This is a genomic window from Pseudoalteromonas sp. SWXJ133 (assembly GCF_015864365.1).
GTDB classification, from domain to species: domain Bacteria; phylum Pseudomonadota; class Gammaproteobacteria; order Enterobacterales; family Alteromonadaceae; genus Pseudoalteromonas; species Pseudoalteromonas arctica.
Genome location: NZ_JADYXJ010000014.1, coordinates 77,720 through 92,007, shown reverse-complemented (window position 1 = coordinate 92,007; position 14,288 = coordinate 77,720). Strand labels below are relative to the sequence as shown.

General features: G+C 37.8%; 13 protein-coding genes and 1 pseudogene. 7 read left to right on the top strand and 7 right to left on the bottom strand.

The genetic code is table 11. The features are described from left to right. Positions 1-165: 165 nt before the first annotated feature. On the bottom strand, positions 166-1,206 hold the full coding sequence (locus tag I6F40_RS12030) for a Leu/Phe/Val dehydrogenase (protein WP_165726317.1): 1,041 nt from the start codon (positions 1,204-1,206) through the stop codon (positions 166-168). 430 nt (positions 1,207-1,636) lie between these two features. Next, positions 1,637-3,163: a fumarate hydratase gene (locus I6F40_RS12025; RefSeq protein WP_007583843.1), complete on the bottom strand. Its 1,527-nt coding sequence runs from the start codon at positions 3,161-3,163 to the stop codon at positions 1,637-1,639. Positions 3,164-3,318: 155 nt separating this feature from the next. Between I6F40_RS12025 and pabB the strand changes: the two genes are divergently transcribed. From pabB to I6F40_RS12010, 3 genes are all read left to right on the top strand, one after another. Then, the gene (gene pabB, locus I6F40_RS12020) at positions 3,319-4,677 is read left to right on the top strand and encodes an aminodeoxychorismate synthase component I (protein WP_166379103.1); all 1,359 of its coding nucleotides are present in this window, start codon (positions 3,319-3,321) and stop codon (positions 4,675-4,677) included. 6 nt (positions 4,678-4,683) lie between these two features. Continuing rightward, on the top strand, positions 4,684-5,259 hold the full coding sequence (locus tag I6F40_RS12015; protein ID WP_166379101.1) for an NUDIX hydrolase: 576 nt from the start codon (positions 4,684-4,686) through the stop codon (positions 5,257-5,259). 103 nt (positions 5,260-5,362) lie between these two features. Beyond that, positions 5,363-6,739 carry an L-serine ammonia-lyase gene (locus I6F40_RS12010; protein WP_024590992.1) on the top strand — a complete coding sequence of 459 codons (1,377 nt, stop codon included), beginning with the start codon at positions 5,363-5,365 and terminating at the stop codon, positions 6,737-6,739. A 77-nt stretch (positions 6,740-6,816) separates the two neighbouring features. Here I6F40_RS12010 and cysB read toward each other — a convergent pair whose 3' ends face one another. Beyond that, on the bottom strand, positions 6,817-7,794 hold the full coding sequence (cysB, locus tag I6F40_RS12005) for an HTH-type transcriptional regulator CysB (RefSeq protein ID WP_002961670.1): 978 nt from the start codon (positions 7,792-7,794) through the stop codon (positions 6,817-6,819). A gap of 323 nt (positions 7,795-8,117) precedes the next feature. Between cysB and I6F40_RS12000 the strand changes: the two genes are divergently transcribed. Continuing rightward, the gene (locus I6F40_RS12000; protein ID WP_166379099.1) at positions 8,118-8,876 is read left to right on the top strand and encodes a hypothetical protein; all 759 of its coding nucleotides are present in this window, start codon (positions 8,118-8,120) and stop codon (positions 8,874-8,876) included. An 84-nt stretch (positions 8,877-8,960) separates the two neighbouring features. Here I6F40_RS12000 and I6F40_RS11995 read toward each other — a convergent pair. Next, a pseudogene (locus tag I6F40_RS11995) lies at positions 8,961-10,245 on the bottom strand (NCS2 family permease). Positions 10,246-10,363: 118 nt separating this feature from the next. On the opposite strand from I6F40_RS11995, the gene I6F40_RS11990 reads away from it, so the two are divergent. The 3 genes from I6F40_RS11990 to I6F40_RS11980 all read left to right on the top strand — a co-directional run bounded on the left by I6F40_RS11990 (position 10,364) and on the right by I6F40_RS11980 (position 12,056). Beyond that, on the top strand, positions 10,364-10,828 hold the full coding sequence (locus I6F40_RS11990) for a tetratricopeptide repeat protein (RefSeq protein ID WP_197192975.1): 465 nt from the start codon (positions 10,364-10,366) through the stop codon (positions 10,826-10,828). A gap of 275 nt (positions 10,829-11,103) precedes the next feature. Next, a complete protein-coding gene (locus I6F40_RS11985; RefSeq protein WP_197192974.1) occupies positions 11,104-11,538 on the top strand; it encodes a SulA-like leucine-rich domain-containing protein in 435 nt (144 codons plus the stop codon). Between the two features lie 38 nt (positions 11,539-11,576). Next, complete coding sequence (locus tag I6F40_RS11980; RefSeq protein ID WP_197192973.1) at positions 11,577-12,056, top strand: YchJ family protein; 480 nt, start codon at positions 11,577-11,579, stop codon at positions 12,054-12,056. Between the two features lie 71 nt (positions 12,057-12,127). On the opposite strand, the gene I6F40_RS11975 is transcribed toward I6F40_RS11980, so the two are convergent. From I6F40_RS11975 to I6F40_RS11965, 3 genes are all read right to left on the bottom strand, one after another. Then, positions 12,128-13,045 carry a GGDEF domain-containing response regulator gene (locus I6F40_RS11975; protein WP_166379091.1) on the bottom strand — a complete coding sequence of 306 codons (918 nt, stop codon included), beginning with the start codon at positions 13,043-13,045 and terminating at the stop codon, positions 12,128-12,130. 191 nt (positions 13,046-13,236) lie between these two features. Beyond that, complete coding sequence (locus I6F40_RS11970; protein ID WP_002961433.1) at positions 13,237-13,539, bottom strand: DUF6172 family protein; 303 nt, start codon at positions 13,537-13,539, stop codon at positions 13,237-13,239. Between the two features lie 180 nt (positions 13,540-13,719). After that, the gene (locus I6F40_RS11965) at positions 13,720-14,247 is read right to left on the bottom strand and encodes a VC2046/SO_2500 family protein (protein WP_166379089.1); all 528 of its coding nucleotides are present in this window, start codon (positions 14,245-14,247) and stop codon (positions 13,720-13,722) included. Positions 14,248-14,288 lie beyond the last annotated feature (41 nt).

The following is a 14,288-nucleotide window of genomic DNA, read 5'->3' as shown; positions in this document are numbered from 1 at the left end:
TAATTTGCCGCACAAAATTAAAAACAAAGTGTACCGCTGTTCAGTAATAATTGCATTAGGGTCTGTTAATCTTTCAAGGATAAATCCGCAAAGATCAACACCCCTTAACTTACAGATAAACAAAAGGTGTGCAATTGCACACCTTTATTGCATTTTAGCTTAAATTTATAGACCGTTTTTAATGATCTCTTGCGCTAATTCGTCAGCAATTAAATGCGTTGATTTTTGCTCTTTTTCGCTACGGGCAAAGATTTCCGTTAACGTATTAAAAATACCTTCAACATGTTTATTAGACGCTGCTGCACTGTAACCTTCTGGCGCTGTTTCGTAATAAACATTAATAATACCACCAGCGTTAATTACGTAATCAGGGGCATATAAAATGCCTTTTTCACGAATAACTTCACCGTGGCGAGACTCTGCCAGCTGATTATTAGCACAGCCTGCAATAATAGTCGCTTTTAAACGCGGTATCGTTAAATCGTTAATAGTTGCACCTAATGCACACGGTGCATAAACATCAACATCTAAGTCGTAAATTTCATCAATGCCAACCGCAGTCGCGCCAAAATCATTAACTACGCGATCAATTGCAACTTGGTTAATATCTGTTACAAACAACTCAGCGCCCGCATCAGCTAAATGCTTACATAAACCATAAGCAACAGCACCTAAACCTTGAACAGCCACTTTCACACCTGCAAAATTTTGATGACCACGTTGATGCTGTAGCGCTGCTTTAATTCCTAAAAACGTACCGTATGCTGTAAATGGCGATGGGTTACCACTTTTACCTTCAAGGCCCAGTACGTAATTAGTTTCTTTATTCATAATAGCTACATCAGCACATGTGATGTTTACATCTTCTGCTGAGTAATAACTGCCATTTAATCGCTCTAATTGGCGACCAAATGCACGGAATAATTGCTCAGATTTAATTTCTTTCGCGTTACCTATAATTACAGATTTACCGCCACCAAATGGTAAGCGCGCAACTGCATTTTTATAAGTCATGCCTTTTGATAAACGTAGCACGTCGTAAACAGCATCTTCGTCGTTCGCATAATCCCACATTCTACATCCACCAACAGCAGGACCTAGGTTGGTATTATGTACAGCAATAATTGCTTTTAAACCCGATTCTTCATCAGAACAAAAAACCACTTGTTCATGGTTATCAAATTCAACTCGATTAAACACAGCCACTTAAAATACTCCGAAATAGTTAACCCGTGAGAGGGTATGCGCGCTGGAAATAGTCGAGACTTTATCACTTCATATTCGAGTTCGCTATACTCGCAGAAGATAAAACCAATGAAAACATCAAGCTTAAATTAAATAACCGGATTAAAACTATTGTATAGATAAAAAATTCACAAAATCGTCATTTGTAAGTTTTAAAAACTATAAATAGAACAACCACATCAATTTACGTTTACGTGAACGTAACACAACTATTGCGTGTAAAGTTTAATATACAAGTGCTGCTTGCCCGCCACGTACTGCTGCCTATAGGTTTCCAGTAAAAAGTGAGCTTTTTCGCAAACTGGTCAGAGCTGTAAACTTGGTAATGACTCTATTTAAAAAAACAAAAAAGCGAGCACTAGGCTCGCTTTTTAAAAATACAAAACGTACGTTATTTTAGCTTGCTATCAAGCTCTTCTATTTTAGCTTTCCAGATTGCAGGGCCTTGTGTATGCGCATTGGCGCCTTCACTGTCTACTGCAACGGTCACTGGCATATCTTCTACTTCAAATTCATAAATAGCTTCCATACCTAAATCTTCAAAAGCAACTACGCGTGCTTTTTTAATCGCTTTAGATACTAAGTAAGCTGCGCCGCCTACAGCCATCAAATAAACAGATTTATGCTCTTTAATAGACTCAACCGTTGCAGGGCCACGTTCAGCTTTACCAATCATGCCTACAATGCCTGTTTTTTCTAGCATCATATCGGTAAATTTATCCATGCGAGTTGCCGTTGTAGGGCCAGCAGGACCAACTGCTTCATCGCGTACCGCATCAACAGGACCAACGTAATAAATAAATTTATTATCAAAGTCTACGCCTTTTGGTAAGCCTTCACCTGAATTGATCATATCTTGTAGACGTTTATGCGCTGCATCACGACCTGTTAAAATAGTACCTGAAAGTAAAACAGTTTCGCCCATTTTCCATTCTTGAACATCTTTTTTAGTCAGTGTATTTAAGTCAACACGACGTGTGCCTTCGCCCACTTCAAATGTTACTTGTGGCCAATCTTCTAGCTTAGGTGCTTTTAAATTAGCAGGACCAGAACCATCAAGTGTAAAATGTACATGGCGAGTTGCCGCACAGTTAGGGATCATTACTACAGGTTTTGAAGCAGCATGTGTTGGTGCTGTTTTAATTTTAACATCAACAACCGTTGTTAAACCACCTAAGCCTTGTGCGCCAATACCTAATTTATTAGCACGGTCAAAAATTTCTAAACGTAGCTTTTCTTCAGTCGTTTCTGCGCCGCGTTCCATTAGTTCATGGATATCAACCGGGTCCATTAACGACTCTTTAGCCATTACTGCCGCTTTTTCAGCCGTACCACCAATACCTATTCCTAGCATGCCTGGCGGACACCAACCAGCACCCATTGTTGGTAGTGTTTTTTCTACCCATTCAGCAACATCATCTGACGGGTTTAACATAACCATTTTACTTTTGTTTTCAGAGCCGCCGCCTTTAGCCGCAACCATTACTTCTACTTTACCGCCCGCTACTAAATCGATATGTACAACCGAAGGCGTATTATCTTTCGTGTTTTTACGCGTGCCAGCAGGGTCTGCAACAATAGATGCACGTAAAGGGTTATCTGGATTCAAATATGCACGACGAGTACCTTCATCAACCATTTGTTGAACGGTTAAATCTGTTTTATCCCACTTAACATCCATACCTACTTTAACAAAACAGGTAATAATACCGGTATCTTGGCAAAGTGGACGCTTGCCTTCAGCCGACATGCGTGAGTTAATTAAAATTTGTGCAATGGCGTCTTTAGCCGCTTTACTTTGTTCTTTGTTGTAAGCTTTTTCGAGAGCTTGAACAAAATCAAGTGGGTGATAGAACGAAATATATTGCAATGCATCTTCAATGCTATCAATAAAGTCTTGCTGACAAATTGTACTCATAGTGGTTCCTTAAGTTACCGTTACGCGTTGTCGCGTAATCTAAATCAAACCGGTGACGGTGGTTTGCACTGTTTTTTACAGCTTAGTGCTGCCAAAAAATTTGACTTATGATACCCTCCCAGCCCGTTTCGAGCCAGTTCTTAAAGGGGCAGTAAATGCTAAACAATAAAAAAAATTGTATTAAATTAGGCATAACACAAAACTGCATTGACGTTTTTGCGCATTTTTCACATTTGCATTACGCAATTCTATTAGATTCTGCAAATAGTAATCATATAAACAGCCGTTTTGATATTATTGCCATTGAGCCGCAAAGTACCCTTGAAGTAAAAAATAATAAAAGCTTTTTAAATAATATAGAAAGTAATGATAACTGCTTTGAAATTATGAATAATGAGCTTTCGCATCTTGATAAAACAAAAGCCGGTTACGATTTACCCTTTAACGGCGGCTGGCTTGGCTACTTTGGCTACGACCTAGGCCGTACAATTGAAAACATCCCCACTCATGCTATTGAGGATATTAATCTTCCCCAAATGGCTATTGGCCTTTACTTAGATGCCCTTATTTACGACAAGCAGCAACAAAGCTGGTTTTATGTATCGCAGCCAAACACCGATCGATTAGCGCTTTATGAGCAATACTTAAATACACACGTTAACTCCCAAGTTAATACGCAGTCCTTTGCCCTAAACAGCGACTGGCAATCAAATATGAGCGAAACGGAATACGCTGCAAAGTTTGCCCAAATTGAGGAGTATTTAAAAAGTGGCGATTGTTACCAAATTAATTTAGCGCAGCGCTTTAACGCTCAGTTTGAAGGCTCCCCTTGGGCAGCTTATATTAAACTGCGTGAGGCAAATAAAGCGCCGTTTTCAAGCTTTATAAATCACCCTCAAGGGGCTATTTTATCAATTTCTCCTGAACGCTTTATATCTGTAAATAATAACGTTGTAGAAACCAAACCAATTAAAGGCACACTGCCACGAAAAGCAGATGCACTAGAGGATCAACAACAAGCGCAAATACTCGCAGCATCAGCTAAAGATCGCGCCGAAAATGTAATGATTGTTGATTTACTACGTAACGATTTAGGCAAAGTAGCAAAACCAGGCAGCGTTCACGTCCCCTCCCTTTTTGCTATTGAAAGCTTTCCGGCAGTGCACCATTTAGTAAGCACGGTAACCTCAGAACTTGATGAAGGTAAAACAGCGGTCGATCAGCTAAAAGCGGCTTTTCCGGGGGGCTCAATCACAGGCGCACCCAAAATTAGAGCGATGGAAATAATTGAAGAACTAGAGCCGCATCGCCGCAGCATTTATTGTGGTTCAATTGGTTATTTAAGTGCGTGTGGAAATATGGATACGAGTATCACTATTCGCACCTTGGTGTGCCACAAAGCGCAAATTTACTGCTGGGCAGGCGGCGGAATAGTCGCTGATTCTAAAGTCGAATTGGAATATCAAGAAACTTACGATAAAGTAAATAAAATCCTCCCTTTATTAAAACAGTAGGTCGCTTTGAATAGTGAACACATTATGGCGCGCTTTTTGTTAAGCCCTACAGCTGTGCCAAACCAGTTAAAAGACACACGTAAAAAACGCGCTAGCGCTGTTATGCTGCCAATTATTGATATAGATAACCATGCACATATTTTACTGTGTAAACGCCCTACTTATTTACACCATCACCCTGGGGAGATTTGTTTGCCCGGAGGCAAGTTTGAAGTAAGCGACATTACCCTTCGCACCACAGCACTTCGCGAACTAAAAGAAGAGCTAAATATTGCCCAAAGCAACGTTAATGTATTAGGTCACTTACCTGAGTATTCAACCTTAACGGGTTTTAGTATTAGCCCCTATGTGGGTTTACTCAAAAAAAACACCACCTGGGAAAATGACTATAATGAAGTACAAGCGAGCTTTTTGCTCTCTGTCACTGAGTTAAATAACGAAGCTAATTGGCAACCCTTACCTTTTCAACGATTTGGGAAAACGGTTATTTTGCAAGGTTTTAAAACGCCGCATGGTTTACTTTGGGGTGCGACTGCAAGCATTATAAAAAACTTTACAAAACAACTCGCCTTACCAGTTTAAATCTTCGTTATTAGTAGTTACACAATCACAATTCCACGTTATCATGCTCGACCGTTCAAAGAGCAGCTTCATGCTGATAAAACAAAGTAGAGACACACACATTATGATCAGTGCATTTGATATGTTTAGCATTGGTATTGGCCCTTCGTCATCACACACCGTTGGCCCAATGCGCGCATCACGCTTATTTGTTAATGACCTACAAGAACAACAATTATTAGCAAATGTTACCGATATTAAAGTAGAGCTTTATGGCTCTCTTGGTCAAACAGGTGTTGGCCATGGCTCGGGTAAAGCCGTAATTCTTGGTTTAGCCGGTTACGATCCTGAAACAATTGATGCCGATTTAGTCGACGATATTTTAGCGACCATTGAAAAAGATCAGGTTATTTATCTAAACAAAACACACAAAGCTAAGTTTCCAAAACAAGGTGCTATTGTTTTCCATCGTCGTAAAACACTGCCTAAGCATTCTAATGCAATGGAAATTATCGCCTCAAACAACGGCGAAAAAATTTACAGCAAAGTATATTACTCTATTGGCGGTGGCTTCATTGTTACCGACGAAGAGTTTGAAAACGAAAAACAGGCGGCCCTCGATATTAGAGAAGAAAATCCAGCCCCCTTCCCATTTGGTAGCGCAAAAGAACTACTAGAGATGTGTAAAGAGTCTGGGTTTAGTGTTTCTACCTTGATGATGAAAAACGAAAAAACACTGCGCACTGAAGACGAAGTAAAAGACACATTGTTCCATATTTGGAAAGTAATGATGGCTTGTATTGACCGTGGTATGCGCACCGAAGGTATTTTACCTGGCGGCTTAAAAGTAAAACGCCGTGCGCCCAGCTTATACTTAAAACTAAATATAGAGGTCAGTAACGACCCGCTCCGTGCAATGGACTGGGTTGATTTATTTGCCCTTGCCGTAAACGAAGAAAATGCGGCAGGTGGTCGTGTAGTTACCGCACCAACTAATGGTGCTGCGGGTATTTTACCGGCTGTGCTTATGTACTATCACACATTTGTGAAAGAAGTAGACCGCGATATAGCCACGCGTTATTTATTAACGGCTGCTGCCATTGGTATTTTATATAAAAAGAATGCCTCTATATCGGGTGCCGAAGTAGGTTGCCAAGGTGAAGTGGGCGTTGCGTGCTCTATGGCTGCAGGCGCATTAACAGAAATTGTTGGTGGCAATGTTGTGCAAGTAGAAAACGCAGCAGAAATTGGTATGGAACATAATTTAGGCCTAACGTGCGACCCTGTTGGTGGCTTAGTACAAGTACCGTGTATTGAACGTAATGCAATGGGCGCTATTAAAGCAATTAACGCTTCACGTTTAGCTATACGTGGCAGTGGCGAGCAAAAGGTATCGCTTGATAAAGTGATTAAAACCATGCTTGAAACTGGTAACGATATGAAAACCAAATATAAAGAAACTGCTCGCGGTGGATTGGCTGTTAATATTATCGAATGTTAATCAGCTCGCTATAAAAAGAAAAAGCCGCCTATTTTTAAAATAGGCGGCTTTTTTATTATTCGTTTAATGTAGTGACATTATTTAACGGGTAACTCTATATCTGCAAATAGCTTATCTACGTCATCTTGGTTACGTAATAAGCTTGCTCGCTCCACGCGCTCTTTAGTTAAATGCGGTGCAAAACGTTCGATAAAATCATACATATAAGTACGTAAAAAGCTGCCCTTTCTAAAACCAATTTTGGTCGTGCTAGCTTCAAATAAGTGGCTTGCATCAATACACACTAAATCGGTATCGCTCACTTGATCTATCGCCATTGAAGCAACAACACCAACTCCTAAACCCAGTCGTACGTATGTTTTTATAACATCAGCATCGGTTGCGGTAAATACAATGTGTGGTTCGAGCCCGTGTGCGCTAAACGCTTTATCTAACTCTGAGCGGCCCGTAAAACCAAATACATATGTAATGAGTGGATATTGAGCAATATCAGCCACAGTTAAACTATTTGCCTTCTTAGCGAGCGGATGGTCTTTAGCAACAACAATACTGCGGTTCCAATGGTAGCAAGGCAGCATAACTAAATCTGAATACAAATGCAGTGCTTCTGTTGCAATAGCAAAATCGGCATCACCGCGTGCTGCAGCATCCGATATTTGCTGTGGAGTACCTTGGTGCATATGAAGCGATACCGCAGGGTATTTTTTCATAAACCCTTGAATAACGTTAGGCAAAGCATAACGAGCTTGGGTATGTGTTGTGGCAATATTCAACTTACCTTGATCAGGTAACGTATGCTCATTAGCAACGGCTTTAATACCTTCTACTTTGGAGAGTATTTCACGAGAAATATTAATTATATCTTCGCCGGCACCAGTTACATGCGTTAAATGTTTACCACTGCGACCAAAAATTTGTACACCCAACTCATCTTCTAACATGCGTACTTGTTTAGAAATTCCTGGCTGCGAGGTAAATAAACTCTCAGCAGTCGCTGAAACATTTAATTTATGATTTTGTACTTCTACGATGTATCTGAGTTGTTGTAATTTCATGGCTGCAAATTTTAACGTTATTATTCATATTATTTATAAAGGCAATGCCGCTTAAAACCAAGTGTTATTTACGTAAAATAGTACTTTAGGTCTTTAGGTATGCAATTATCTGATTAGAGCTCAAGGCTAGCATAATAAATATGCTTCAGGTAGCGATGATTATCCCGCTAAAGTTTATAAGTTCTCAGGCTTACTGAAGTTTATAAAATACTTAATCTATCAATTTTTAGCATATTTTTTAAGTTAATCAGCGCAAAGCTACCCTGTTAACGTATATTTAATGTAAGATTAAAAAATTAGGTTATACATCTGAGAATTACACCATGATCGTTTCTATTATAATAGTGCTTATAGTTGCATTGATTGTGATTGCACTTTGGGTAAGTGCTGTACAGCAATATAAAGAAAAACAAGAAGCTGAACGTCGTAAAGAACTAACAAAACAAAAAGCTATACTTGATGAAACCGAAGAAGCACTAATGAATAGTGTAAACATACCACTATCTGAAAACATAGTGCGCGCATTACAACGCCGTATTTATGAAGCACTCAACACTATGGTTATCAATTCGCCAAATTCTAAAGCATTAAAGAGCCGTCTTAGCGAAGCAAAAACACATTTATCTAACCCTGTACAAAGTAGTAATAACGAAGTTCTATCTTTGCCTAATAATGACAAGCAGCTGGTAAGTTTAATTCAAGGCATTAAAAGATTACGCGCTATTCTTCGCTCAGAACATAATAAAGGTCGTGTAGATAGCCAAATTTTTATAGTTGAAGATAAGCGTCTCGAAAAACTTCAACTACGAATTAATATTGAAAATCAAATAAAACGAGGTCTATCTGCTCGCTCAGCAAGTATGGTTGGTTCTGCTAGGCAATATTTTGAAAAAGCACGCGCAACGCTTAATGCAGTCACTTACTCTGATGAATATATAACATCTAAGTATCAAGAAATAGAAGGTTACTTAGAAGCTATAAGTGTTGATCTCAGAGCCTCTAATGCAAGCGCACTTAAAAAGAAAACAGAAGAAGAGCAAGACGACTTAGACATACTGTTTGCTCCTAAAAAGAAATGGTAGCGTTTTTTTACTAAAAAATAAGTATTAAAAAAGCCTGCACGAATTAAAATTCATGCAGGCTTTTTTTGTATTTTTTGTTAGCCATTAAGACAAAAATGCAAACTTGAAAACAAACAAGGCTGTTAATATCCAAACACTAATACTGACTTGATCTTGCTTACCGCACAAGACTTTAACCGCCGTATAAGATATGAAACCAAGTGCAATACCGTGCGCAATCGAAAACGTTAATGGTGTCATTAGTAGTACCACAGTGACAGGAATTGCATCGGTCATATCATCCCAGTTTACAAACTTTAAATTTTGCAGCATCAGTACGGCGACATATAAAATAGCACCTGCCGTAGCATAAGCGGGTACCATTTGTGCAAGCGGTGCAAAAAACATCATTAGTAAAAAGCAAATACCTACAACCACAGCCGTTAAGCCAGTACGTCCACCAACAGATACGCCAGCAACCGATTCTATATACGATGTAGTCGTCTAACATCGCACCTGCAATAGTTGCTGAACTGTCAGCACTTAATGCGCGCCCTAAACGAGGCATGTTACCTTTTTCATCAGCTAAACCTGCTTTTTGAGTTACCGCAACTAATGTACCTGAAGTATCAAAAAGATCGACAAACAAGAAAGCAAAAATAACACTCATCATTGATATATCAAAAGCGGCTGCAAAATCTAGCTGCATAAAAGTAGGTATTATTGATGGTGGCATAGCCATAACACCGTGATATTCAACAAGCCCCAAACTTAAAGCAATGCCAGTCACTAATAGAATACTAATAAGCACGCCACTTTTAAAATCGCGGTATAAAAGCGCTGCAATTACAAAAAAACTTAATATAGCCAATAACGGTCCAGGAGAAGTAATATCGCCCAACTGCACTAATGTTGCCGGGCTTGAGACAATAATACCTGCATTTTTAAGCGCAATTAATGCTAAAAAAGCACCTATACCCGTTGCGATTGCTCGCTTAAGCACCAGAGGTATGGCATTAATAATCCACTCTCTGACTTTAAATAAGCTTAAAAACAAAAATATACAACCCGACATAAATACAGCCCCTAGCGCGGCTTGCCAGGTATAACCCATTCCTAATACGACACCATAAGTAAAAAAGGCATTTAGTCCCATACCAGGCGCTAATGCTAATGGATAATTAGCCCATAAACCCATTATAAAACAGCCTATCGCAGCTGCTATACATGTCGCTACAAATGCAGCCCCTTGATCCATCCCTGCCTCTGCAAGCATAGCCGGGTTTACAAATACAATGTATACCATAGTTATAAAGGTAGTTAGACCAGCAACGCATTCGCGTTTAACTGTTGAATTATTTTCGCTCAGTTTAAATAAGGCTTCGAACATAATAAACTTGTGATAGTAAAAAGTGGCGGAATTTTAGCACAAAAATTAACTTTTACAGGACATTCCACCTTGCTTTGTACTAAACTATTAAAGCAGTTAAAATAATAAATGAACCCATATGCTTAAAACAACACCTTGTGAGCAAGACTTAGAGCAACAGCTAGATAATATTTTAGGTTTTGTTACTCAACCAGAAAATACCTCTGTGCCCGTTGATAATAAAAAAGATGAGCAAAGTATTTTAAATAAAGCCCTATATTATTTAAAAAATAATCAAGCTCCATTGGCTGCAAAATGGATGCGACTTGCTGCAATGGCAGGAAACCATAGAGCACAGTTTTATTTAGGTTTATTTTTTGTGAAAGGTGAAGGCGTGCCACAAAGTGTATTTCATGCTGTAGCTTGGTTAAGCTTAGCAAGTAGCCAAGGGTACGCACCTGCCGCAGCAGCGGTTACAGATATACGCAAACATATCGAAACTAAGCGATTTAAAGATGCTCAATGTTATGCAGCAAGTTTGTACGAACAAATCCACCAACTCCAGTTTTCTCATATGATCCCTCGCACGAGTGAAAACACATAAGCTAACTATGGTAGAAGTACTGTATATGGTTACAAAGATAATCCTATACAGTATAAAATCTCAAAATGAAGAAATTACTCAATAATTTATTTTGAAAATACCCTCTCAAAAACAACCCTATAACAAGCTGATTAATAACGAATTATAAATTAAAAAATAAAAACAATGATCAAAAGCTGAATAACTGTACAAATAAATAGCATAAAAGGCTTGCACGAAAGCACTGTATAAACTACTGTATATAAATACTGTATAAAAACCCAGTGAGTGAAATTATGTTACAGCCTATTACCGTAAGAACAGTTAAAAGTTACCAACAAGATGAGCAAAGCGATTGCGTGAATTTGATTCAAATTGAAGATGAAATTTCAGCGACCTTTGAGCTTTTAAAAGTATTACACCAATACAATCGCTCTAATGCATGGACGTTACTAATTGCTCCAGATCATGTACCGAGCAAAGCTTTACTTGACTCATGCTCTATTGATACAAGTAAATTACTTGTTATTAGACAGAAGCACCTAGTAAATTTAGAGTATGTATTAAATTCTGCATTACATAACGGAAACTTTGCAGCGGTAATTACCTGGACCGATATAGTTAATAACCAACTACTGACTAATTTATCGTTCGATTTAAGTAAAACGAATACAAAACTATACTGTTTTACTAAAAAGTCTCAAACAACAGAGATATCACTCGCCCAATAAGCTTGTTAAACTGATGTTTTAGACTTTGTATTATTATTATGACTTCACTCAATACCACATTATGTTTTTGCAGCAGTGGGCACAATTATGCCGATTGCTGCGAGCCGCTTCATTTATCTGTTAAGCAAGCTAACTCTCCTGAACAACTTATGCGCTCACGATTCAGTGCTTATGTTATTAAAAATGCAGAATATGTTTATCAAACCTACGCAAAGGAAAAACAAGCTGAAAATCCGGTTAAAGAAATCAATGATTTTGCTAACAGCTGTCGATTTATAAATCTTGATGTAATTGGGTCAAGCCATGATGACGATACTGGCAATGTAGAATTTAAAGCCCAATATTTTTGTCAAAACTTATTTTGTGAACTTCACGAAAAATCGCAGTTTATTAAAGAAAATACTCAATGGCGTTATTTAGATGGCATTATATATCCTGTTGAAGATATTAAAGTGGGCAGAAATGATGACTGCCCATGCGGTAGCAATAAAAAGTACAAAAAATGTCATAGCGTGTAATAATTTTATTTGATTATTTATCACCTATAAGGTGTTTTTAAGTATCAACAAGTCTTATTGGCTCGCTAAGCTTAAAAACACACTTGGTTACGACCTTGCATTTTGGACTCATACATTTTTTCGTCTGCAATTTGCAAAGTATTTTTATTACTTTCGTAAGGTTGTAACGTGGAACCGCCAATACTAATGGTAACAAACCCGTACTCTGAATATTCATGAAGGATTTTTAAATCAATTATATTTTTTTTGATTTTATCAGCAACACAAATAGCACCTTCAGTGCTTGTATGAGGCAGAACAACCACAAACTCTTCGCCGCCATAACGAGCTACAAAATCGGCTGGTCTTTGCAAACTATTTGTAATAGTTTGTGCGACAAGGTTTAACACCTTATCACCTTGCACATGACCATAAATATCGTTGTATTGCTTAAAGTAATCTATATCGATGAGTAAGAGCGCATAGTCGACCTTTTCTCGCAAGGCGCTTCGTTCCATTTTATTAAAATGCGCATCAAAATAACGACGATTAAACACTTGTGTTAAATCATCTAGAAATACTTTTTGATTTAATAAGTCGTGCTGTAATTTTAACGTTATATGCGCACGAACTCTTCTAAATAAAGTTTCTGTCTTAATAGGCTTTTTAATAAAATCAACAGCTCCGGCTTCCCAACACTCTTCTTCTTCATTTTCAAATGATGTAACAAAAATAACCGGGGTATCTTGTGTCTCAGTATTATTTTTTAATTTTAGGCATGTTTCAATACCGCTCATTCCACCCATATTAATATCGAGCAGTACTATATCGGGTACGTCTACATTACAAATTTCAATCGCCTCTTCACCACTTCCAGCGGTTATAACATTAAAATGCTCAGATAATATTTTTTTTAATACAATTAAGCTTAATAACTGATCGTCAACTACAAGTACTTTAGAGTTCTTTAAGCTTAATTTTAATTGATGGTCAGAGTAATTTATCGGCATAGTACAACTGTTTTATTTTTTTAATTAAATACACCCTATAACACCCCATTTTGTTATGCAAATGTTAGCAATAGCTAGTTCTACTAAACTAGCCAATAAAAATGATTTATTGCAAATTTTTAAGATATAAAAACAAAAAATGAGCCACTTGGGCTCATTTTAAAACTTCAAACACTTAATTAAATTATGTGTTATTCGTCATCATCTAAATCTAACTGTTGACGTTGAGCAGGTCGAGCTAAAATCTCTACATAGAAAGAGGTCAAACCTTGCTTTTCAATCTCGCCAATTTGGTTACTTAATTCAGCAACGTGCACAACTTGCGCATCTTCAGCTGTGTTACCAAACTTACAGTCAAATGCCCAATAGTCAGCATCTTCAGGTAGCGTTTTATTACGCTCTCTTTTCAAATATTTTTTCACTTCGTGCTTTGCAGCATCAACCATACGAGGGTATTTGATTTTCTCGTGATTTAGCGTGAATGTTTTCTTCATTACGTTCCTAATTACCTTGGTTTAATGATAATGGCATTTCATGTCATACCATTTGACGCCATTATAGCAATTGCATTTAATTTTTGGATGCTTTTTTTTCATTAAATCAATTATTAGCAATATATATAAAGCAGACCCGTTATGAAGCATATATTAACTGATGATTATTACAATCATATATCACACCGCAATGAGCTGAAGTGGTTGATGTAATGCATCATTATTAAGGCTGTCGTAAAAAGCAGCTGTATCTATAGGAAGGTTAGCTAGTTGCGTTTGCTCGCTTTTAATTCTTCTTCTGACAGCAAGCTCACAATTATCTATTATATTAAGTGAAATATGCTTATCATCATTTCTAATCGCAAGTGGTTCAGGGCTTAAGCATTGTCTTAGCTTAATACTTGCCATACCACAGCGCGCTCCTTCTTGAGATATAAATGATGCATTAAATTGTCCAATCAACATATTATATTCATCAGGGGCCAAAAGTTGCTTTGGACCTGCACCAAATTGCTTTCTTAATGCCTCTTCTTCTATAACTAAATTATCTATTTCAGTTTTTGGTAAATGAAATTGACTAAAGTCGAGTGCGTCATGTGACAGCATCGCTAATAATAGTGCAAATTCGCCACGACGATTTTCATGCACACTATTATTGAGTCTACTGTTTAACTGACTCTCTGTGATTAACAAATCATCTATTTGCATAGTCTTTAGCCGATTGTGGTAACTGATAGATATTTATCGGC